Origin of the sequence: Edaphobacter flagellatus, from assembly GCF_025264665.1 — a bacterium.
GTDB classification, from domain to species: domain Bacteria; phylum Acidobacteriota; class Terriglobia; order Terriglobales; family Acidobacteriaceae; genus Edaphobacter; species Edaphobacter flagellatus.
Genome location: NZ_CP073697.1, coordinates 239,245 through 261,902, shown reverse-complemented (window position 1 = coordinate 261,902; position 22,658 = coordinate 239,245). Strand labels below are relative to the sequence as shown.

At 57.9% G+C, this 22,658-nt stretch carries 18 protein-coding genes; 8 read left to right on the top strand and 10 right to left on the bottom strand.

Annotated features, from left to right (window positions below):
- Nucleotides 1-13: 13 nt before the first annotated feature.
- Nucleotides 14-775 (bottom strand): nickel pincer cofactor biosynthesis protein LarB, encoded by a 762-nt coding sequence (gene larB / locus KFE13_RS01055; protein WP_260705276.1) that lies wholly within the window; start codon nt 773-775, stop codon nt 14-16.
- Between the two features lie 3 nt (nt 776-778).
- A complete protein-coding gene (larC, locus tag KFE13_RS01050) occupies nt 779-2,125 on the bottom strand; it encodes a nickel pincer cofactor biosynthesis protein LarC (RefSeq protein ID WP_260705275.1) in 1,347 nt (448 codons plus the stop codon).
- Nucleotides 2,126-2,361: 236 nt separating this feature from the next.
- On the opposite strand from larC, the gene KFE13_RS01045 reads away from it, so the two are divergent.
- Nucleotides 2,362-3,234, top strand: a complete 873-nt coding sequence (locus KFE13_RS01045) for a hypothetical protein (protein WP_260705274.1) — start codon at nt 2,362-2,364, stop codon at nt 3,232-3,234.
- Between the two features lie 50 nt (nt 3,235-3,284).
- Here KFE13_RS01045 and larE read toward each other — a convergent pair whose 3' ends face one another.
- From larE to KFE13_RS01030, 3 genes are read right to left on the bottom strand one after another with little or no spacing between them, the layout of a single operon-like run.
- Complete coding sequence (gene larE, locus KFE13_RS01040; protein ID WP_260705273.1) at nt 3,285-4,118, bottom strand: ATP-dependent sacrificial sulfur transferase LarE; 834 nt, start codon at nt 4,116-4,118, stop codon at nt 3,285-3,287.
- Between the two features lie 50 nt (nt 4,119-4,168).
- Nucleotides 4,169-5,188: a 3-dehydro-L-gulonate 2-dehydrogenase gene (yiaK, locus tag KFE13_RS01035; protein WP_260705272.1), complete on the bottom strand. Its 1,020-nt coding sequence runs from the start codon at nt 5,186-5,188 to the stop codon at nt 4,169-4,171.
- A gap of 37 nt (nt 5,189-5,225) precedes the next feature.
- A complete protein-coding gene (locus KFE13_RS01030) occupies nt 5,226-5,978 on the bottom strand; it encodes a HoxN/HupN/NixA family nickel/cobalt transporter (protein WP_260705271.1) in 753 nt (250 codons plus the stop codon).
- Between the two features lie 114 nt (nt 5,979-6,092).
- Between KFE13_RS01030 and KFE13_RS01025 the strand changes: the two genes are divergently transcribed.
- A complete protein-coding gene (locus tag KFE13_RS01025; protein WP_260705270.1) occupies nt 6,093-7,169 on the top strand; it encodes a Gfo/Idh/MocA family protein in 1,077 nt (358 codons plus the stop codon).
- 15 nt (nt 7,170-7,184) lie between these two features.
- Here KFE13_RS01025 and KFE13_RS01020 read toward each other — a convergent pair whose 3' ends face one another.
- On the bottom strand, nt 7,185-7,946 hold the full coding sequence (locus KFE13_RS01020) for a glucose 1-dehydrogenase (RefSeq protein WP_313900667.1): 762 nt from the start codon (nt 7,944-7,946) through the stop codon (nt 7,185-7,187).
- A gap of 310 nt (nt 7,947-8,256) precedes the next feature.
- Between KFE13_RS01020 and kduI the strand changes: the two genes are divergently transcribed.
- The 3 genes from kduI to eda all read left to right on the top strand — a co-directional run bounded on the left by kduI (nt 8,257) and on the right by eda (nt 10,924).
- Nucleotides 8,257-9,087 carry a 5-dehydro-4-deoxy-D-glucuronate isomerase gene (gene kduI, locus KFE13_RS01015; RefSeq protein WP_260705269.1) on the top strand — a complete coding sequence of 277 codons (831 nt, stop codon included), beginning with the start codon at nt 8,257-8,259 and terminating at the stop codon, nt 9,085-9,087.
- Nucleotides 9,088-9,090: 3 nt separating this feature from the next.
- Complete coding sequence (locus KFE13_RS01010) at nt 9,091-10,194, top strand: sugar kinase (protein ID WP_260705268.1); 1,104 nt, start codon at nt 9,091-9,093, stop codon at nt 10,192-10,194.
- A 73-nt stretch (nt 10,195-10,267) separates the two neighbouring features.
- On the top strand, nt 10,268-10,924 hold the full coding sequence (gene eda / locus KFE13_RS01005; protein WP_260705267.1) for a bifunctional 4-hydroxy-2-oxoglutarate aldolase/2-dehydro-3-deoxy-phosphogluconate aldolase: 657 nt from the start codon (nt 10,268-10,270) through the stop codon (nt 10,922-10,924).
- 709 nt (nt 10,925-11,633) lie between these two features.
- Here eda and KFE13_RS01000 read toward each other — a convergent pair.
- From KFE13_RS01000 to KFE13_RS00990, 3 genes are all read right to left on the bottom strand, one after another.
- A complete protein-coding gene (locus tag KFE13_RS01000) occupies nt 11,634-14,993 on the bottom strand; it encodes a TonB-dependent receptor (RefSeq protein ID WP_260705266.1) in 3,360 nt (1,119 codons plus the stop codon).
- Between the two features lie 112 nt (nt 14,994-15,105).
- Entirely contained in the window at nt 15,106-17,163 is a 2,058-nt protein-coding gene (locus tag KFE13_RS00995; protein WP_260705265.1) for an ABC transporter ATP-binding protein, read from the bottom strand.
- A 54-nt stretch (nt 17,164-17,217) separates the two neighbouring features.
- Entirely contained in the window at nt 17,218-17,976 is a 759-nt protein-coding gene (locus KFE13_RS00990; RefSeq protein WP_260705264.1) for a DUF1223 domain-containing protein, read from the bottom strand.
- 126 nt (nt 17,977-18,102) lie between these two features.
- Between KFE13_RS00990 and hemW the strand changes: the two genes are divergently transcribed.
- From hemW to KFE13_RS00975, 3 genes are read left to right on the top strand one after another with little or no spacing between them, the layout of a single operon-like run.
- Entirely contained in the window at nt 18,103-19,320 is a 1,218-nt protein-coding gene (hemW, locus tag KFE13_RS00985) for a radical SAM family heme chaperone HemW (protein ID WP_260707008.1), read from the top strand.
- Nucleotides 19,321-19,350: 30 nt separating this feature from the next.
- A complete protein-coding gene (locus KFE13_RS00980) occupies nt 19,351-20,391 on the top strand; it encodes a threonine aldolase family protein (protein WP_260707007.1) in 1,041 nt (346 codons plus the stop codon).
- Entirely contained in the window at nt 20,378-21,985 is a 1,608-nt protein-coding gene (locus KFE13_RS00975; RefSeq protein WP_260705263.1) for an aldehyde dehydrogenase (NADP(+)), read from the top strand. Before KFE13_RS00980 ends, KFE13_RS00975 begins: the two co-directional genes overlap by 14 nt.
- A gap of 272 nt (nt 21,986-22,257) precedes the next feature.
- Here the strand turns inward: KFE13_RS00975 and KFE13_RS00970 are convergent, their stop codons facing one another.
- On the bottom strand, nt 22,258-22,557 hold the full coding sequence (locus KFE13_RS00970; protein ID WP_260705262.1) for a hypothetical protein: 300 nt from the start codon (nt 22,555-22,557) through the stop codon (nt 22,258-22,260).
- Nucleotides 22,558-22,658 lie beyond the last annotated feature (101 nt).

The following is a 22,658-nucleotide window of genomic DNA, read 5'->3' as shown; positions in this document are numbered from 1 at the left end:
GCGAATCTTTTCATTAAGGCTCAGGGTGAGCACTGCGAGCGATCAGAGTGGCAGAGTAGGCAGCTCCGAATCCATTGTCGATGTTGACCACAGTTACGTTGGGTGAGCAGGAGTTCAGCATGCCTAGCAGGGCGGCGGCTCCATTGAAGGAGGCTCCATAGCCGACCGAGGTGGGGACGGCGATGACCGGGACACCGACAAGGCCGCCGACGACGGAGGGCAGTGCACCTTCCATGCCGGCACAGACGATGACGACGTCTGCGGCGGCGAGTTGCTGCCGCACGGCGAGAAGGCGATGGATACCGGCGACGCCGACGTCGTAGAGGCGAGTGACCTGGGCGTTGAAGAGCTCAGCTGTGACTGCGGCCTCTTCGGCAATCGGTAGGTCGCTGGTGCCGGCGCAGACAATGGCGATGTGTCCGCGGGTGTGCGGCTGGGTGGATTGCCGGAGAGTGATCGCGCGTGCCTGAGGGTGATGTGTTGCTGCGGGAACGGCATTGAGGACAGCGAGCGCAGCCGGGGCGTCGACACGGGTTGCGAGAACGTCTGACCCGGCGGCTGCCATGCGAGCGAAGATCTCGGCAGTCTGCTCGGGGGATTTGCCCGCGGCGTAAATGACTTCGGGTAGGCCGCTGCGCAGTGTGCGATGGTGATCGATGCGCGCGTGTCCGATGTCTTCGAAGGGAAGTGATGAAAGTCGTTCGGCGGCTGCGGCTGGCGCGACTTCGCCGCGTTCTACGGCAGCCAGCAGATCGAGTAGGGTGCTTCGATTCATAAACTAGTTTTTCGCTCCCGTGAAGTATGCCGCTATTGCGGACTGTTGTACCTGCTTTACGGGGATAGCGTGTTTAGCGGCGGCAGCGCGGCAGTCTTCGAACTCTGGCGCGGCGTTGAAGACCTCGCCCAATCGCATTCCAATCTTGATGCGTATGTCTCCGTAGGGGGTGGTCACGGTTGTGTACGTGCGTTCGAGGCAGCTTCGCCGCTCATGATGGATGCGGACACCGAGCGTGCTCGTCTCGCGCAGGAGAAGCTCTTCCAGGGCGCGGACCTGCGCATCGTCGGCGAGGATGGTGATGAGCGTGCCGAGACGGCCTTTCTTCATCTGCACGGCGGTGGACATGACATCGAGAGCGCCAAGTTCAAAGGCGCGCTCGGTAACATGAGCCAGTATCTGCGGCGAGAGATCATCGAGCGCGGTTTCAAGCACAGCGACAGAGGACTGCCTTGCGTCCTCCGTCTCGCCGATGGAGATACGCAGCGTGTTTGGGAAGTCTTTTGGATTGCGCGTGCCCGCACCGTAACCGATTTGCTGAACACGCATCGCAGGTTGAGGGCCGAAGGCAGGAGAAAGAGTGCGGATGATCGCGGCTCCCGTTGGCGTGACGAGCTCCTGCTGGATGTGCGCAGAATATGTTGGGACATCGCGTAGAAGATCGGCGGTGGCTGGAGCTGGTACAGGGAAGCGTCCGTGTGCGCAGTCAACGGTGCCTCCGCCGACGTTCAGAGGCGAGCAGTACCAGCGTTGGATGTTGAGTGCGTGGATTCCGGCGCTGGCAGCGACGATATCAACGATGGCGTCGACGGCGCCGACTTCATGAAAGTGAATTTTTTCGATGCTAACGTTGTGAATCTTGGCCTCGCTGGCGCCCAGGAGCTCAAAGGCGCGAATTGCTGTCTGCTTGACTGGCTCAGCGAGTTTTGCGGATTGAATGAGCTGGCGAATGACAGTGAGTGAGCGTCCATGGGCGTGATCGTGGTGCTCGTGAGTGTGGTTGTGTTGGTGCGGCTCCTCATGCGGGTGATGATTGCCAGCTTTGTGCTGATGCTGTGTCTTCGGATGGTGATGATGCGTCGTCTCTTCGTGAGTGCGTTGCTCGTGAAAGTGGTCGTGCGTTTTTTCATGCGGATGCGTTGTTTCTGCGGGCTTGCCCGCTTCAAGGATAGTGACCTTCGTGCAGGAGATGCCGCTGCGATCGACTCGTTCGATCTTCAGTGAAGCGTCCAGATTCAGCGCTGCGACTGCCGTGTGAAGAATTTGAGGATCAACGCCAGCGTCGATGAGGGCTCCGAGGAACATGTCCCCGCTGATGCCGGCAAAGCAGTCGAGATACGCAATTCGCATGAAAAACATTGTTTCATGCCGCGAGAGGCTCGGCTATGTGCTGATGCGCTGCGAGATCGCGCTGGACTTGAATTTTCCATTCGATGTCACGTTCTGAAGAGTAGAATTTCCCACGGTTTTACGATCCATCGCCACACGTTGCCGGCTACGCTCCAGGTTCCCTTGTTCGTGGGCTCATAGGTGCTGCCGGCAATGTGCGTTTAACTGCTTATTGTTTGAAGCCGAAAGGAGGCTTTATGAAAAATCTGATACTGTCTGTTGCCGGTTTGTGTCTTGTTGTTAGCGGGGTGAGATATGCAAGTTCTCAGGAGGATACATCCGGACCTCCAAAGGTGCTTGTGATTCAGCGTGAATACCTGAAGCCAGGTAAAGGCGGTGCCATGCACGAGCGTTCCGAGGCAGCGTTTGTTCGAGCGATGAGCACTGCGAAGTGGCCCGTACACTACTTTGCGGTCGAATCCATGTCCGGTCCGACGCGTGTGTTGTTTCTAACGGGATATCCATCGTTTGACGCATGGGAGAAGGACAACCTCAATGTCGCCAAGAATACGACTTTGATGTCTGAGCTGGACCACGCACTAGCATCGGACGGCGAGCTGTTGTCGTCCTATGACCAAGGCGCCTTTCTTTTCCACGAAGAGGGCAGTCTACGCGCGGGTGTCGATATTGCGCATATGCGCTACTTCGAAATCACTGTTTTTCGCGTTCGCCCGGGACATGATAAGGAGTGGGAAGAACTGGTGAAGATGTACAAGGAAGGTTATGAAAAGGCAGTTCCGGAGGCAAAGTGGGCGCTGTTTGAAAGTGTCTATGGGGCCGATAACGGAGGAATGTATCTCGTCTTCAATCCGATGCGGTCGTTAGTAGAGGTCGAACAGAGCTATGTGGATGAGAAGAAATTTGCTGCTTCGATGGGAGAAGAGCGCATGAAGAAGCTGAGCGAACTTGCGGCTTCCTGCATTGCGTCACAGCAGACAAATCTCTTTCGGTTTAATCCGAAGATGAGCTATCCGGTGGATGCGTGGGTCAAAGCCGATCCGGAGTTCTGGAAACCAAAGATGGCTATCGCACCCGTTAAAAAAGAAGAGGCAAAAGCTACGGCTCGATAGAAGAGGAGCAGAGGGAGGCTTTGCAGAAGATGCCAAGCCTTTTCGCTCTACTAGCGCCGGGCCGGAGCAATGGCGGTTGCGGGCAACATGTCATTCATCGAGCCGGAGCGATAACCCTGGGTGTCGATGGTGATGTAAACGAATCCGAGCGAGCGAAGCGATGCAGTGATGTTGTCGAGAACCTGCATGCTGAGCGCGCGCGGAAGATCGGCGCGATCGATTTCGATGCGCGCAAGATCGCCATGATGGCGCACGCGTACGCGATCGAAACCTAGCGCGTGAAGGGCTTCTTCTGCCTGCTCCACCTGGGCAAGATTTTCGCGTGTGACTGGGCGTCCGTATTCGATCCTTGAGGAGAGACAGGCCGAGGCGGGCTTGTCCCATAGATCGAGTCCGGCATTCAGTGCGAGCTGGCGAATTTCTGTCTTAGTGAGCTGCGCTGTCACGAGCGGCGCTTGTGCGTGATGCTCTGCGGCGGCCTGCTGACCGGGACGATAGTCGCCGCGGTCGTCGAGATTCATGCCGTAGGCCATGTGGCGGAAGCCTCGTGCCTGACGCTCGATTTCCATACGCGAGAAGAGCTCGTCCTTGCAATGAAAGCAGCGCTGCGCATCGTTGCGCTGGTAATCGGGATTGTCAAGCTCTGCGGTCTGCAGAACATGGACGGGGATGTTGTGCGTGGTTGCAAAGGTTAGCGCGCGAGCCAGTTCCGCACGAGGAAGAGATGCGGAGTCGGCAATCACGGCCAGCATGTTGTCTCCGAGGGCCTGATGCGCGACGTAGGCAAGAAAGGCGGAGTCCGTACCGCCGGAGTAGGCGACCATCACACTGCCGAGCTCGCGAAGAGTTGTAAGCAGCAGCTCGCGTTTTTGGGCCAGATCCATTTTTGTTGCTCCTACAAGATGGTAGCGGAGTTGCCGGTCAGGATGCGAGTCTACGCGCTTGTCGGTTCTATGGAACTGATCTGATTCCAAATATCCGGATCGACCGGAACGCCGAGCCGCATGTTCTCTTCGCGCAGCTGCAGTGTCTGTTCGCCGGGATAGCGGATGGGTTTGGCCGGGTCGATTGGCGTTGCTTGACGCAGGGAATCGATGATGCCGTCGGCAATGTGGTTCAGCTCCGCAGCCGCAGCGAGGTTCGACGGATCGATGACGAGGAATATCTGTGACTGTCCCACCTCCTGCAGAGGATCCTGCGGGAACTGATGCGTCGCCATACCCCCTGAAAGCATGGCGGCGATGGCGTCGAGCACCAAAGCAAGGCCTGAACCTTTCCAGTAGCCGATGGGCAGCGCGCGCTGCGAGGCTTCAATGGCGGCGGCGTCCTGGGTGAGATGCCCCTGCTTGTCATAGCCGCCAGGGACAGGCAGTGGGACTCCACGCTTGCTGTAAGAAGCAAGCGTGCCGTAGGAGAACTGGCTCATCGCCATGTCGAGAACAAGGTTTCCTTCGCTACGAGGGATGGCTAGCACGAGAGGGTTGTTGCCTAGTGCAGGCGTCGTCGCTCCCCATGCGGGCAGATTCGCCAGCGTGTTCGACCAGCAGATGGCGAAGAGCCCTTGATCTGCAGCCTGCCATCCGAAGGCTCCGCCCCGCATCCAGTGATTGGTATTTGCCAGTGCGACGGCACCCATACCGTTTTTGCGCGCCAGCTCGATGGCGCGAGTGGTTGCATCCTGGGCATTAAGATTTCCGATGCCACGATTCCCATTCCAGCGTTCTATCGCGCCGAAGCCGGCGGTTAGCGTTAGTGTGGCGTGCACGTCGATGCTGCCGTTCTTCACCATTGCAGAAAAACGTGGAAAACGGTTGAGGCCGTGCGTGTAGATGCCATCGCGCGTGGTCTCTGCGAACAAGCGAGCGCAGCGGGTGGCGCGGTCTTCGGGAAGGCCAAGCCGGAGCATCGCCTGGCGAAGAGCGGCATCGAGATGGTCGAAGGGAACACGAAGCATCAGTTCTTCCTCAAAGAAAACGAGTGCAAAATCGAAATTAATGAAGCAGTGGAGGAAGCTTATCGCTGACTCCAAGTAAAAAGACGGTTCCAATGACAAAGCTGTAGACCGCAGTGAGCGAGGTGATCAGCATCTGGAGCCGTGGCCTGTGTGTGCTGGAGAGAAAGACTCCGGAGGCCGAGGCCGTCATCAGCGTGTTCATCAGCAGAAGTCCAGCGATGAAGCAGAGAAGGCCGAGGAAACCGCGGCTTGTTCCTCCAAGATTGGCAGCGAGCAGAAAAAGCAGAAGCTGCGACGGTGTCTCGGCGCCAAGCCCGTGAATGATGCCGACGATGAAGACAGAGCTGCGGTCGTAACGGAAGGAAAATGCGTCGGGACGAGGCGTGTCTGGCCGAACAATGCGACGCAGGCGCCATGTAAGATGCTGCACTCCTGTAATCAGCAACGCGATGCGACTGGGAGGAAGCGCATGCCGATGCGATGGGCTGCGGCGCAGAAATGCAATCAGGACATACAGGGCCAACACAATCAGAGTTGCACCGACTAGTTTTTCTCCGATGGCGTCCATGCGTTCCGGCAGCCGGAGATGAAGGAAGATGACAGCTGCACCAAGCAGAGCAACCGTAAAGGCGTGGCCGATCGCGTAGAGCAAGCCTAGCTTCATGCCTTCGCGCCAGGTGCGCTGTACGCTTGTGATGTCTGTGATTGCAGCCAAGTGATCGTAATCAAAACCGTGTCGCAGGCCAAGGAGAGCGCAGGAGAGCAGGGCGAGTTCGAGCGCGGAGGACATCTCTCTGGTAGCGTACGAGTGGAGCAGTCGGCGACGCAAGCTGATTGGAGAGATGCCAGCAGAGAGAGTTTCGGTAATAGAATGGCGTTTGTACAAGTGAAAAGAGAATCACCCATGAATCTTGAAACCATACTGTGTGATATTCACGAGCCACGACCAAAAACTCCGCGGCCGATTGTGATGATCGGCTCCGGCGGCATCGTTCATGACGCCCATCTGCCCGCATACGCGAAAGCTGGTTTTCCCGTAGCTGCTTTGGTGGATGTCAACCGCGAACGGGCGGAGGAGTTGGCGAAGAAGTTCCACGTGGCGCTGGGTACGGACTCGATTGCGGAAGCTATTCGCTTTGCTCCAGCGAATGCTGTCTTCGATGTGGCAGTTCCTGCGAAGGCGATTCCTGCGATTCTGCCGCAGCTTCCGAATGGCTCAGCCGTGCTGATTCAAAAGCCGATGGGCGATACACTTGCCGAAGCGTTGGAGATTCTCCGCATCTGCAGAGAAAAGAGACTGGTTGCAGCGGTTAATTTTCAGCTTCGCTGGGCACCCAATATGCTCGCGGCTAAAGCCCTGACAGAGAGCGGAACGCTGGGCCTGCTGCACGACATGGAAGTCTCCCTGAGCGTGCACATGCCGTGGGAGCTGTGGAGCTTTCTGAGTACGGCTCCGCGCCTGGAGATTACGTATCACTCCATTCACTATGTCGATCTGGTGCGAAGCTGGTTCGGCAATCCGCGCAGTGTCTATGCGAAGTCGGTTCGCAGCCCGAAGACGCCGAATCTTGCTTCGACAAAGAGTGTGATCGTCTTCGACTACGGAGACGACAAGCGTGTCTTCATCGATACGAACCATAGCCATGACTTCTCTCCCAGGTTACAGAGGAGCTACGTGCAGTGGGAGGGAATGGATGGAGCGATGCGGGCGCAGATGGGGGTCAACCTGAACTATCCCGTCGGCGAACCGGACAATCTTGAATACATTCTTCGCGACGGCGCGGGATGGCGGCAGGCTCCAATCTCTGGGAACTGGTTTCCTGACGCTTTTATGGGGTCGATGGGCTCGTTGCAGGCGTTTGTGGAGGGCGATGCGGAGACGCTGCCTACCAGGGTCGAAGATGCAATCGATACGATGCGAACGGTAGAGGCCGCATATATATCGAGCGAGCGTGGCGGAGTCGTACTGCCAATTGAATAATAGGATGGCCGCTTGTCAGCGGCCCATCCATCCACCATCCACGGTCACGACCGTTCCAGTCACATAGTCGCTGGCAGGAGAACTGAGAAAGAGTGCAGCTCCGGCAAGATCAGTGGGCTGGCCCCAACGGCCGGCAGGGATGCGCTCGAGGATCTGTCGATTGCGCGTTTCGTCGGCCTGTAACGCTTCAGTATTTGTCGTGGCAAAGTAGCCAGGTGCGATGGCATTGACCTGGATGTTTTTTGAGGCCCACTCATTGGCAAGCGCCTTGGTCAGCTGGGCCACACCACCTTTGCTAGCCGCATAAGCAGGCACGCGGATTCCTCCCTGGAAGCTAAGCAGCGAGGCGATATTGACGATCTTGCCTGGTGCGTTGCGACCGATCATGTCGCGTCCGGCGAGTTGCGAGAGCTGGAAGACACTCGTGAGATTTACCTGAAGCACAGTTTGCCAGTCTTCCAGAGGGAATTCCTCGGCGGCGTGGCGAAGGATTGTTCCCGCATTGTTGATGAGGATATCGACACGGCCGAACTTCTCTTTGACCTGTGTAAAAAGATCGTTCGCGCCTTCCGTCGTCGATAGATCAGCCCGAAAGGCGGCAGCGTTGGAGCCGATGGTGGCAGCCGTCTCCGTTGTCGCGCGGCGGTTTCCGTGGACGGCGACGGTAGCACCTGCCTGTGCAAGCCCGGTGGCGATGGCGGCTCCGAGGCCGCTGGCTGCGCCGGTGACGAGGGCGACTTTATTGTCGAGACGGAAGAGGTCAAGAATATTTTGCATGGTGTTGCCACTTTAATGGCGCACGCGGGGGTGGGGCAAATAATTGCCAAAAATCCATCCATTTTCACTGATAGGTATAGATTTTTATGGATAGATAATCCTTGGTTCCCGATGAGGTCACGGATGTGCGGTTATGGGAGTTGTATTGACCGTCGTGGATTGGGTTTCGTATGGTGGAAAGGATTCGATTTCAAGCTAGGTCATATGGCATAGGTCGGCTCTAAACGTCGAATATATGCTGGATTTGCGGCCCTTATCACGGCCTCCCCCAACGAGGCGTACAACAATTACTGCAACAAGGAGAAGTGAGATGAGGCTGTATCAGATGGCAGATGCCGTTCGGTACGAAATGATGAATACCGAGGAGCTGCGCGAGACGTTCCTGGTCGAGGGGCTGTTTCGCCCCAATGAGATCGAATTTGCGTATGTCGACCTCGATCGTACGGTGATCGGTTCGGTAGTGCCTACCGATACGTCGCTGGCTCTGGAGGCAGAGCCTGAGCTGCGAGCTGACTATTTTTTGGAGCGTCGCGAGCTTGGTGTGTTGAATATCGGCGGTTCGGGTTCCGTGACGGTCGATGGCAAAGTTTTCGACATGGACAAGCTGGATGTGCTCTATGTTGGGCGTGGATCGAAGGATGTTCATTTTGCCAGTAAGGACTCGGGGAGTCCTGCGCAGTTCTATCTTCTGAGCTATCCCGCGCACGCTGAATATCCAACAGCCATGATCAAGTTTGCCGATATGAAGCCGGTTGAGCTTGGGAGCTTTGAGACCTGCAATAAGCGCAAGATTTATAAAGCCATCTATAAGGACGGCATTAAGAGCTGCCAGCTGGTGATGGGCTTCACGATGCTGGAGCCGGGAAGTAACTGGAATACGATGCCTCCGCACACGCACATGCGCCGCAGCGAGGTCTATTTCTATTTTGATGTTGATCCGGCGCATCGTGTGCTGCACCTGATGGGGCCGCCGGATGCGACGAGCCATCTGGTGATGGCTGACAAAGAAGTTGTGATCTCGCCGGGATGGTCGATTCATGCCGGTGTGGGCACGAAGAACTACACCTTCTGCTGGGGTATGGGCGGAGAAAACCAGGTGTATGACGATATGGACGCAGTAACGATTACGGAGCTTCGATAAGAGATGAGTGAGAGTTTAAAGATTCGCAAGAAGGAAGAGTGTAAGTGGGATTTGGTCAGCCTGGGCGAAGTGATGCTTCGTCTCGATCCGGGCGACGTTCGTGTCGCGACGACGCGACAGTTTCAGGTCTGGGAAGGCGGCGGCGAATATAACGTTGCTCGCGGACTGCGTCGCTGCTTCGGGTTGAAGACGGCGATTGTGACGGCGCTGGCTGACAATCCGGTCGGCCGGCTGGTTGAGGACCTGATGAACCAGGGCGGCGTCGACCAGAGCCATGTGCAGTGGGCCAAGTACGACGGCGTGGGCCGTACGGTGCGCAACGGCCTCAACTTTACGGAGCGCGGATTCGGCGTGCGTGCCGCGCTGGGCTGCTCGGACCGCGGCAACACCGCTGTCAGCCAGCTGAAGCCCGGCCAGATCGACTGGGACGAGATCTTCGGCAAGGAAGGCGCTCGCTGGTTCCACACCGGCGGCATCTTCTGCGCTCTGAGCGAGACGACTCCTGAAGTTTGCAAGGAAGCCTTGATGGCTGCCCGCAAACATGGCGTGATCACCAGCTACGACCTGAACTACCGTGACTCACTGTGGAAGTCGATCGGCGGCAAGGCCAAGGCTACCGAAGTCAACCGCGATATTGCGCAGTATGTTGACGTGATGATCGGCAACGAAGAGGATTTCACGGCTGCGCTCGGTTTCGAGATCGAGGGTGTAGGCGACGATCTGGGTGAGCTGGATTCGGCGAACTTCCGCAAGATGATCGAGAAGGCTGTAGCAACGTATCCGAACTTCAAGGCCGTGGCGACAACGCTGCGTCATGCGAAGACGGCGAGCGTGAATGACTGGGGCGCGGTTTGCTACTACGAGGGCAAGTTCCACGAAGCGCGCCCGATGCCAGATCTTGAGATCTTCGACCGCGTCGGCGGCGGTGACTCATTTGCTTCAGGCCTGATCTACGGCTTCCTGAACGATAAGGGCGCTGACTGGGCGGTCAACTGCGGCTGCGCTCATGGCGCGCTGGCGATGACGACACCCGGCGACACGACGATGGCGACGTTCGACGAGGTGCAGCGCGTGATGAAGGGCGGCGGCGCTCGCGTTCAGCGGTAATAGATTTCTAACCAGAGCTCCGGCAGGCGATCCCTCCGGAGCTCGATACTTTTGAGAAAGCGAGTAATGCATTATGACGAAGGCCGCTGTTCTGGCTTCATTGAAGAATATTGGACTGGTTCCGGTGCTGCGCGCCGAGTCGGTTGAGAAGGCGCTGGCTCTTGCCGAGGCGATTGCTGCTGGCGGAGTCACGGTGCTCGAGATCACGATGACGGTTCCGGGCGCGATCCAGGTGATGCGGAAGCTGGCGGAACAGCGTCCTGACATCCTGATCGGCGCGGGCACGGTGCTGGATGCGGAGACGGCTCGTGCGTGCATTCTTGAAGGTGCGAAGTTTGTTGTCAGCCCGGCGCTGAACCTGAAGACGATTGAGATGTGCCATCGCTATTCCATCGCTGCGCTGCCTGGCGCGTTGACTCCGACCGAGGTGGTTACGGCCTGGGAGGCTGGCGCGGATGTAGTGAAGATCTTCCCGGCGAGTGCGCTGGGTGGAGCGAAGTATCTATCGTCGCTGAAGGCTCCGCTGCCTCAGGTAGAGATGATTCCGACGGGCGGCGTTTCGTTGGCGACGGCGAATGACTTCCTGGATGCTGGAGCTTTTGCTTTAGGTGTTGGCGCCGATCTGGTGAATACAAAGGCTATGGCTGAGGGCAAGCCCGAGATTGTGACTGAGAGCGCTAAGAAGTACCTGGCGATTGTGAAGGAGTTCCAGGCGAGGAAGGCCTCCTAGCTCTCCGGGTGATTTTGTGCAAAGTATTAAATCCATTGAAGTTATTGGGACGGTTACCTTCGTTACATAGAAAGCCCCGGCATTGAGCCGGGGCTTTCCTGTTTTTGCTGCTGGCTTAAGTTTAGCAGGCTGGGTGAAACTGATCGGCAGTTTTGCTGGGCGGGTTATCGCTCTTTGTTTGTTTGAGTTGTGAGGTTTTTGGAGTTGGGCGGGGATTGACAGAGGATTTGTGGCCGGGCTGGCGATCGAGATTGGTCGTTCCGCCTTCGGCTCCACTCCAGCCTTCGGCAGAGTTGTGTCCGCTTCGCGGCGGCGCTTAGAGGCCAAGCCTGAAGGCTTGGTCTACCCAGAAGCGGTTTTTGGCAACCACTCGACTGTGCTCAATTGGAGGCTCTGAAACTGTGGCTCTAAGCAAGGCGGTTCGCGCTAAAGCGCGAATGATCCCACATCTGGCGATGAAGCTGCCAGATATGGGCACCCGATTCTTGGTCGTGAGATGAGTTTGTGGCGGTGCAGGCAAAATACGGGGGTTCCTCGACTGCGCGCTTTGCGCTTCGCTCGGAATGACACACCCACCATCATTTCCGGCGGTTACAACTGTTTCGGACGCTGCACCATTTTGCTCGGAAAGACATATCGTTTTCGGGGAGGAAGGGAAATCGCCGCTGAGGGTTGGCTCAGCGGCGATTTTGTGAGTGATGGTTGTTGGTTAGAAGTTGGCGCGGAGTGAGAGCTGGATCTGGCGGTTCGCTCCGATGCCTACCTGGTTGCCTACGGTTGAGGTGAGCTGTCCGGCGGAGCCTGCGTTTGACAGGGTGAAGGGGGCTCCGGGTTGCGCACCGTTGCCGGCCGCGGTGGCCAGCGTCTGGTTGAGACGCAGGTTGCCGGGGTTGGCATAGTTGGGGTGATTGAGGATGTTGTAGACCTCGGCGCGGAATTCGAGTGCGCTGCGCTCAAGGAGGCGGAAGCTCTTACCGAGGGTCATGTCGAGCTGAGCGAGATTGGGTCCGGTGAGGTCGTTGCGGCGATAGTTGCCGAACGTGCCTGGAGCCGGAGTGGTGAACGCCGCCGGATTGAGGTACTGGACGCCGTTCTTGAGGTAGGGATTGACGCCAGGAACGATGTTGGGGCGGCGAATGTTACGGCTGTTGCCTCCACCCGGGGTGTTGGCGACTGCGGTGGTTTGCACGACGCCATTGGTGACGATGGGGTTGGCGAAGGTTTGTCCGGCGATGGATGTGCCTGGATTGCCGACGTAAGCAATGTCAGGCCGCGTGATGAGGACGTCCATCGGGAGACCGCTGCGGAAGTTGACGATACCGCCGACCTGCCAGCCGCCGCCGATGGCATCCCAGGGTCCGGAGAGGGAGTAGGCCTTTCCGTGGCCGAAGGGAAGATCGTAGAGGACGGTGGCGTTGAGGGTGTGGCGGATGTCGAAGGTTCCGCGGCCGTACTCGGTGCGGAAGTTGTAGGGGTTTTGCGCGGTGGTTGCTTCGTTGGAGCCGGAGGAGGTTCCGAGCTCCTTGGCCCAGGTGTACTGCGCGCCGAAGGAGAGGCCGCGAGCGAACCGGCGCTGTACGGAGGTCTGGAGCGCGTTGTACATGTCGGTTCCACCGGAGGTCTTGTAATCGATCTCGGCGAAGCGTCCGCCGAACTGACGGATGGCTGTACCGGCACCAGTGGTTGGGTTGGTCGTGACGTTGGTGATGAGGTTGGTGATGGAGCGCAGGAAGAGATTGCGTCCTGTGGATCCGACGTAGCCGACCATGAGCTGAACCTGTCCGGGGAGACTCTGCTGGATGGAGGCGGTGTAAGTGGTTACGCGCTCGGGGATGCGGTAGTTAGGGGCATAAGCGCGCGGCTGATAGCCGAGCGTGGGGCTGTTGATGTCGTAGTTGGCGTAGACATCGGTTGCAGGGACGATCGGGTAGGCTTTGCCAGAGGTAAAGGTTCGCGTGACGCGATCGTTGGCCTCGGGCTGGATCTGGTCTTCGGTCTGGCCGGGGCCGTAGAAGACACCGCCGCCGACACGGAAGACAGTTGCTCCGTTGGAAAAGACGGGCGACCAGGTGAGAGCGAGGCGCGGGCCGAAGTTGGTCTTCGAGGAGCTGAACCAGTCGCCGGTGTACTTCGGATAGATGGTTCCTGCGTTCATATCGAAGAAGACGTTTTTGTTGCGAGCTTCATGCAGTGGCGAGTAGTACTCGTAGCGGAGGCCGTAGCTGAGGGTGAGGTTGGGGCGCAGCTTCCACTCGTCCTGCGCGTAGCCGATGTAATAGGCCTGCTTGACCTGCGCGTTGCCGCTGAGGCCGGTGAAGGGCGAGAGGTCGCTGAGGTCGCCGTAGAACTGGATTTGCGACGGCTGGTTGGCTGCGACGTTGAGCAGGACCTGTCCGTTGGGAGCAACGACCCGTTCGCCGGTGAAAAGCTGGGCCGAGTTGTAGGTGTACGTGGTTCCACCGATCTGGTTGTTGTAGAGCGAGAGCGGGCGAATTTCGGCTCCGAACTTCATGCTGTGGTTGCCGGAGACGAAGGAGAGGTTGTCGATGTAGGAGTAGCTCTGGCCGGTGTAGGGCGCGCCGACTCCGTTGAAGGAGCTGGAGAGCGAGATGAGGGAGCCGATGTTGGTGAGTCCGGCGACGGCAATACGTGCACGGCTGAGATCGGCACTGGGGCTGGGGCCGGCGATGCCCTGAACGCGCATCTTGATGCCGTTGTAGCCGAACTTGGTTTCGTTGAAGATTCGCGGAGTCCAGACCTGATTGAAGGAGAGGACACCGTTCTGCGGAACTTCAACCTGTCCGAACTGGCTGAGAGATGCATCCTGAATCTGCGAGGATGTTCCCTGGTCGCGGTTGTAGCGCGCATACATGCTGAAGCGATTGTTGATGCGATAGTCGAAACGGATGGCTCCGAAGTCTTCGTTGATGCGGTTAGTGCCGACGGTGGTGACGTTCTGTTGCAGGACACCAGCTTTAGCAATGGAATACGTGCCGCCAGATTGCGCAAGAACCGGGAGTTCGGACGCGATGGGGTTGGGGTCGGCGGGGAATGCTGCGAGCAGCGGATAGACAGGCGAGTTGGTTGCTACCTGCGAGCGTGCGTAGTTGCTGAGCGTCGCGGCTCGCTGTGGAGCGGCCCAGATCTGGCGCAGACCTTCGTAGTTGGCGAAGAAGAAGAGCTTGTCTTTGAAGATGGGGCCGCCGATGGAGCCGCCGAACTGATTGAGGCGGAACTTCGGATTGCCGGTGGTTTTGGGGTTGAAGCGGTTACGTGCGTCGAAGAAGTCGTTGCGCAGGTACTCGAAGACGGAGCCGTGAAGATGGTTGGAGCCGGAGCGGGTGATGAAGCTGATCTGGCCGCCGGTTCCGGTGCCCATTTCGGCGGGGTAGCTGGAGGAGTCAATGCGGAACTCCTGCACGGCTTCGAGCGATTGCTGGAGGCGGAAGAGGGAGGTGAGCTCGCCGTTGAGATTGCCCGGGGATGTGTCGATGATGCTGGTAGCTTCGATGCCATCGAGGCGGATGATGTTCTGCTCGACGGCGCGGCCGGAGAAGCGGATGTTGTCGAAGGTACCGGAGCCGGAGTTGGTGGCTCCGGGAACGAGGAGATAGAGCTGGGAGATCTGGCGGCCGTTGATGGGCAGCTCCTGGATCTCGCGGGTGGCGACGTTGCCGCCGATGGCTGCGGAGCCTGTGTCGAGAGCTACGGTGTTGGCTTCGACGGTGACTGTGCTTTGCTCGCTCTGCACGTGGAGGGTGAAGTTGCGGGAGATCTCCTGGCCGACCTGCAGGATGAGTCCTTTGGCTTGAAGTGTGGTGAAGCCCGCGTGGGTGAGCTCGAGTGTGTAGGTAGAGGGTGGAAGCTGGAGTAGAGCGAAGTGGCCGGTGGAGTTGGTTGTTGTTGCGCGGTGGCTTCCTGTCTTTTCGTCGATGAGGGTGACCGTTGTATCGGCCAGGGCAGAATCGGAGGTGTCTGTAATGAACCCCGATACTGTTCCTGAAGTGGTCTGTGCAAAACTCTCGGATAAAAAGACAAGCAGGATTATTAACAATCGTGTGATTTTCATCTGTTTTTGGGTGCCTCTTCAGGCAGTATTCGGGGTTTCGATGAAAATCAGGTTACTGTTCCATGAATAGCCGCGACTATTGTTGATATCTGGTGTCAATAAGCCGTTTATCTTAATCGGCGCTAAGCGGTTGGAGAGGAACGCCGGCATCTGCGCCGGAGCCAAGCTCCTGGTCCTTGTATTGGAGCTCGTAGAGCTTCCAGTAGAGTCCACGTTGGGAGAGGAGCTGCTGATGCGTGCCGCGCTCGCGGAGCTGACCCTTGTGCATGACGAGGATGGTATCGGCGCGCTGGATGGTGGAGAGACGGTGCGCGATGAGGATAGAGGTGCGTCCAGTGATCATGCGTGAGAGGGCGAGCCGGACGCGAAGCTCGGTGTCGGTGTCGACGGAGCTGGTTGCTTCGTCCAGGATGAGGATGCGCGGGGCGTGCGCGAGGGCACGGGCGAAGCTGATGAGCTGCTTCTGGCCGGTGGAGAGGGTGGCGCCGCGCTCGCGGACGGGTTCGTTGAACTGCTGCGGAAGAGTGCGGATAAAGTCGCCGACGTTGACTTCGTCACAGGCTTTCTCCAGGGCTTCGTCCGTAATCCACGTCGATCCGAGGCGGACATTGTCGGCGATGGTACCGGTGAAGAGGAAGGGGTCCTGCAGGACGACACCGAAGCGGCGGCGGAGGGTGTTGAGGTCCTGTTGGCGGACGTCGACTCCATCGACGAGGACCTGTCCGTGCTGGATGTCGTAGAAGCGCATCATGAGCGCGGTGATGGTGGTCTTGCCGGCGCCGGTGTGGCCGACGATGGCAGCGGTCTCATCGGGTTCGATGGTGAAAGAGACGCCGCGGAGAATCCATTCGATGTCGTGAACCCAGGCATCCGAAGCAGTGTCTGCGGCGCCCGGGTCATGGGTGGCGAAATAGGCTTGCTGTTCGGGAGTGAGCTTCTGGTAGGTGAACCAGACATTGCGGAACTCGATGCGTCCGGAGTTGTCACCTGCCGTGGGATGGGCAGGGGAGAGGATTTCGGACTGCGTGTCGAGGAGCTTGAAGATGCGCTCGGAGGCGGCCATGGCAGCCTGCAGGATGTTGTACTTTTCGCTGAGGTCCTGAATGGGACGGAAGAATCGCTGCGCATACTGGATGAAAGCGATAAGGATGCCAATGGTGACGGTGTTGCCCATCAGGCTGTGCCGAACGATATCCCAAGCCAGGTACGTATGAGGCGAGAGCCAGTGTAAGGTTGCTGCGTTGAATACGGCTGTGCCTCCGCGCCAGATGACGAGGGCGATGGCGGTGGAGCTGAGGAGCTCGACGATGGGGTAATAGAGGGCGTAGGCGAAGATGGCGTCGGACCAGGCTTTTTTGTTTTCGGCGTTGACCTGGGAGAAGTCGTTGAAGGCGCGGCGCTCGCGGTTGAAGAGCTGCACGATGGCCATGCCGGAGACGTACTCCTGCGTGAAAGAGTTGATGCGTGCGGTGGCAGAACGCTGGCGGCGGTAGCTATCGCGGACGTGGCGACGGAAGATGCGCGTCACGTAAAGGATGGCCGGAATGACGGAGATGGTGAGCAGGGCAAGCGGCCAGCTCATACGCAGCATGATGATGACGATGAAGGCGAGGACGAAGATGTCTTCGAAGATGGCGAGGACACCGGAGGTGAACATCTCGTTGAGTGCGTCGACATCGGACGTCACGCGGGTAACGAGGCGGCCTACAGGATTGTGATCGAAGAAGGAGGGTGACATGCGCTGCAGGTGGCGGAAGATCTGGCTGCGCAGATCAAACATGATTTTCTGGCCGGTCCACTGCATGAGGTAGGTCTGGACGAACTCGAGCACGAAGGTGAGAAGCAGCGCACCAAAATAGAGCAGCGCGAGCTGCGTGATGCCGGTCCAACGGTCGGAGCTGAGATGCCGGGCAAGCCAGGAGAGGTGAGCCGGAGGGGTGTCGGACATAAAGGTATCGACACCGATTTTGACGAGGAAGGGCCCCATCACATCGGTGCCGGCCTTGATGAGAATAGAAACAGCGGACAGAGCGACCTGAAGCTTATAGGGATTGAGATAGGTGAGCAGACGGCGCATGAGGCGGCCATCATAGGCCTTGCCCATGACCTCATCGTCCTGCGGAGGCTTTTTCGCAGGCTCTTTCTTCTCGCTCGTTTGCTGGTCAGCCATCTGACATCATTCTAGATGCTCGGACGGCGCGGTGGATTCGCAGGTTGTGCAAGGTCAAGGCTTTGCCGAGAGATTGGCGACGGCGACACCTCGGATTGCTCCCTGATCAGGGAGTTGTGCAAAAACGATGAGCTTCATTGCGGACGGTGCTGTTCCCGATGGAGCGGTGAGCGTGAAGGCATGTGGGCCTTTAGAGAGATCCTGTAACTTCCCGATGCGCTGGAAGGAGCGCACAACGCTGACGTGGTTGAGGCGGTGGCCACCGTTCTCGCCGGTGCGCACGTCGGTGAAGGCAGAGGGTTCGATCAATGCGGCGTAGAGATCGCCGTGCTGGAGTGAAACATTCTCTTCGGCTGAGATGGATGCGGAGATGCGTTGGCCTGTGATGGAGGCAGAGGAAAGAGTGAGGGGGATTTTTGTCTGCCTGGCCGACTGAGCGATGGAGGCCAGAATGTGGGCTGAGTCGCTGCCTACGAACTGAGAACTACCGTCGATGACGATCTGTGGCGTGTAGGGAGAATCGAAGTGAAGGCGCGGAGCGTAGAGGTTTTGCCGCTCGGTGAATTGCGAAGAGGAGAAGCGGTCGTGCCAGCCGAGCTGGTCCCAGTAGTCGACGTGTTCGGAGAGGACGACGATCTGGGCACTGGATACAGGTTGTTGTGCGTCGAGTGCAGCCAGGAGGCGGTCAGCGGGTGGGCAGCTGGAACACCCTTCGGAGGTGAAGAGCTCGACGAGAACGGGCGTACGTGGGGTTTGCGCGGTGAGGATGAGAGAGGATAGAGCGAGGAAGAACGTTGCAAGAAGGCGCGACATAGGCCCAACTCCTTGTACGAGACCGGGTGCGAGGCTCGGACGGATTCTACTGAACCGTTAGAGTGCGGAGCCAGATGATTGGTCACAAGAAAAGCAGGTCATGAAAGGATAGAGAGTAGAGGTTTGATGGTGAGCGCTGCGGTTGGGCTCTATCTTTCGGTGCCGTTTTGCAAGGCGAAGTGCAGCTTCTGCAACTTTGCCTCGGACGCGTTCGCTCCGTCGCGGATGGAGGGGTATGTCGAGAGATTGTGCGCGGAGATACGAGGTGCGCGATGCAGAGCGGAGCAGATGGGCGCGACGCTGGAGCGTGCGGCTGATTCAATCTACTTTGGTGGTGGAACGCCGAGTCTTTTAGAGCCGGAACACTTTGTACGGATATTTGCGGCGCTACGTGAAGAGTTCGATCTGGCGAAGGATACGGAAACAACATTAGAGTGTGCGCCGGGGCAGCTTGCCGATGCGACGCTGGATGAGCTGCTGCGACAGGGTGTGAATCGCGTGAGTCTTGGGGTGCAGTCGTTTGTGGATCGCGAGGCTGCTGCAGTGGGAAGGCTGCATACGGGAACGGCGTGCGAGGGGGAGATTGCGAGGTTGCAGTCGGCTGGCATTGAGAATATTGGAATCGATCTGATTGCGGGTCTACCGCACCAGACGGAGGTGAGTTGGCGAGAGTCGGTTGCACGCGCGGTTGCCCGCGGTGTGAAGCATGTGAGTGTCTACATGCTGGAGGTGGATGAGGAGTCTCGCCTGGGGAAGGAAGTGCTGGAGGGGGGGACACGTTACGGTGCGCGTGAAGTGCCTTCTGAGGACGATGCGGCGGCGTGGTATGAGGTTGGGTGCGAGATGCTGGGTGAGGGAGGAGTGCTGCAGTATGAGATATCAAATTTTGCATGCGCAGGATATGAGTCCCGTCACAACACGAAGTATTGGCGTCGGCAACCGTATATAGGGTTTGGATTGGATGCGCATTCCATGCTGCCTGCGGATGCGTATGCGGTGCGGTTTCAGAATGCGGATGATCTGGACGTATACATGTCTGGGGATAAGCAGGCCCCGCTGAAGATGCTGCGGCATGATCATTGTGCAGAGGTTCGGCGGGTGGGAAGAGAAGAGGCATTTGAGGAGTCGCTGTTTCTGGGGCTTCGGATGAATGCGGGGGTTGATCTTCGGGTGCTTCGTGATGCATTTGGTGAATCGATGGTCGAGAGTGTGATACCGGCGGTGCATGAGGCACGTGAAGCGGGTTTTGTTGTGCTGGATGGCGACAGGCTGCGACTGACGTTGCGTGGAAGAATGGCTTCGAATGAGGTCTTCAGTAGATTGCTGGTGACGAGTGCGGCTTGAGAGTGTTTTGAGATTGCTGGAGAGAAGATGATGATTGATCTGCGTAGCGATACCGTGACGAAACCGACAGCGGCGATGAGGCTGGCCATGGCCGAGGCAGAGGTCGGTGACGATGTATACGGCGAAGATCCGACGGTGAATAGGCTCGAGAAGGATGCGGCGAAGATCTTCGGCAAAGAGGCTGCGATCTTTGTGCCGACGGGAACGATGGGCAACCAAATTGCGATTCGTTTGCATACGCAGCATGGGCAGGAGGTGATCTGCGAGGCGCGGTCGCATGTATTGGACTGGGAGATGGCGATGATGGCGGTGTTCTCCGGCTGCCAGGCGCGCGCGGTGCAGGGAGAGCGCGGCGTGCTGACGTGGGAGAAGATTCAGCGGGTGTTTGGGCCGAAGATATATTACCGTCAGACGACAGGGTTGATCTGCCTGGAGAATACGCACAACATGGCGGGGGGAACGGTGACTCCTCTTGACGTGCTGCAGGAGGTCTGGCGCGGTGCGGACAAGGTGGGGTTGCCGGTGCATCTGGATGGAGCGAGGGTGTTTAATGCGGCGACCGCGCTTGGAGTGGATGTAGCGGAGCTGACGGCTGGGTTCGAGACAGTGATGTTTTGTTTGTCGAAGGGGCTCGGTTCGCCGGTGGGGTCGATGCTTGTTGGCTCGGCGAAGGCGATTGAGCAGGCGCGATCGTTTCGCAAAGCGCTTGGTGGAGGCATGCGTCAGGCTGGCGTGCTTGCGGCTGCGGGGTTGATCTCGCTGCATGAGATGACGAAGCGATTGCATGAAGATCATGCGAATGCCCGGCTGCTTGCTGACGCAGTCGCCAATGAAGCCAGTGCAGAAGTTGATCTGGATGGTGTGCAGACGAATATTGTGATCTTTAGTTTGAAGGGCGAAGCGGATGCTGCTGCGTTTTGCGCTCGTCTTAAAGAGAAGAGTGTACTTGCAAGTGCAGTGGGACCGCATGCTGTTCGTTTTGTGACGCACTACGATGTAAGCCGGGAGATGTGCGCTGAAGCCGCAGCGATTACAGCAGCAGAGCTGAAGGCTCTACATGCCTATGCATAAAGAGGAGAGAGCGATGGAGAAGGTGTTGATTGCTGGAGAATGGCGCGAGGCACATGCGAGCGGGGGATTTCGTGCGGAAGACCCGAAGACGGGGCAGGCGATTGGCCCAGAGTATCCAGTGAGCAGGTGGGAGGACTGTGATCTTGCGCTGAATGCAGCGACGGAAGCTTTTAAAGAGATGCGCGGGATTGAGTTGGAGAAGATCGCGGCATTTCTCGAGCAGTATGCTGCGAATCTAGAGGTAAATGCAGATGCTCTGGTAGCGATGGCTGCAAGCGAGACGGCGCTGCCCGCAAGTCCGAGACTGTCGCAGGTAGAACTGCCACGCACAACGGGACAGTTGCGGCAGGCTGCTGCGGCGGCGCGCGAGGGTTCATGGCAGAACGTGGTGATTGACACCAAAAACAACATTCGTACGCACTTTGCGCCGATTGGGCCAGTTGTCGTGTTCGGGCCAAATAATTTTCCGTTCGCGTTCAATGGGATTGCAGGGGGAGATTTCGCGGCGGCGATTGCAGCCGGAAACCCTGTGATTGCGAAGGCGCATCCTTCACATCCTGGTACATCGCGCCTACTGGCGGAGCAGGCGCTTGCAGCGGTGAAACAAACGGGGCTGCCGGCTGCAACTGTGCAGATGATTTACGCCCTGGCCAATGAAGATGGATTGCGGCTGGTTTCCGATCCGCGCACAGCGGCAACCGGATTTACGGGAAGCAGCGCCGGCGGATTGCGCCTGAAGGCAGCAGCCGATGCCGTGGGCAAGCCAATCTATCTGGAGATGTCGAGCATCAATCCGGTTGTTGTGCTTCCTGCTGCATTACAGGAGCGGGGAGAGACGATTGCGCGCGAGTTGGCGACGAGCTGTTTGATGGGGAGCGGTCAATTCTGTACAAGTCCCAACATGATTCTGCTGACGCAATCGCCTGAAGCGGAGAGTTTTGTCGCAACGATGACATCGGCGTTTGAAGCTGCTCCATCCCAGCCGTTGTTGTCTCGCGGCGGCCTTGAACATCTGAGCAAGTGTGTCGATGAGTTGGTGGGAGCGGGAGCGAAAGTTGTAACGGGCGGAAAACGTGAGCCTGGAGCAGCGTTTTGTTATGACAATACGATCCTGCGCGTGAGCGGTGCAGATTGGCTGGAGGCTCCTGAGACGCTGGAGAAAGAGGCTTTTGGCAATGCGACGATGGTTGTGATGGCGAAGAATGTCGACGAGGCGCAGCAGATTGTCGAACACATGGAGGGAAACCTGACGGGAGCACTGTACTCGGCTAATTCGGGCGCGGACGATGCGGACTACGACAGGATGGCTCCGGCGTTGCGCGCAAGGGTGGGGAGATTGCTGAATGATAAGGCGCCGACAGGAGTCGCGGTGAGTCCGGCGATGAATCATGGCGGCCCATATCCTTCGACGGGGCACCCAGGGTTTACGTCCGTCGGCATTCCGGTAGCGATTCACCGATTTGCAAAGCTTGATTGCTATGACAATGTGCGTGCGCATCGACTGCCGAAGGCTTTACAGGACAAGAATCCCAACGGAACGATGTGGCGGTCGATTGATGGAAGTTGGAGCAGGGGGGACGTCGCCGGAAGCTGAACTTTCGTATTCGCGATATGCAAAAGCCCTCAGAAATTTCTCCCAAAAGAGAGATTTCTGAGGGCTTCGTTGCCAGGCCAGCGGTGGTTAGATGACTGGCTTGAAGGTGGTCACGAAGGTGACGAAGATGATTCCGAAGAGGATGACCAGCAGGGGCCACCAGCGATCCAGCCAGGGCGATTCATGCGATGAGCTCATTGTGACGCTTCTCCTTTTGCGTTGTTCTTAGCTTAGCAGGTCGCTGTAAAAAACGGCCGCAATCGGATCGATGGCTATTGCCCGAATGGAGACGATGTTGCGGTGTTGCGATCCTTACGTGCCAGGTTTTCAAGCGCGAAGAAGTAGGCCCACAGGTAGGGAAGCATCAGCAGGGCTCCCTTTGCTAGCTCGGAGGCGACGGGTAGTGAGTCAATCTGCAACCGGACTAAACGAATGAGTTGCACGCTGCCCCATGTGATGAGTGGGTAGGCGATTGCAGTCATCATCGCGACAGCAACAAGAGCCTGAACCAACGAGCGCCACCAGAGCGAGTCGCGCCAAGTCGTCCTGCGTTTTGGAAGAGGGAAGTCCATGAGACCCTCCAGTCTGTTCATCATAGATCGAATCCGCAGTTATTTCGTCACGATCCCGTGCATGCAGGAATTGCCCTTGTTTTCAATGGCATGTTTGCATT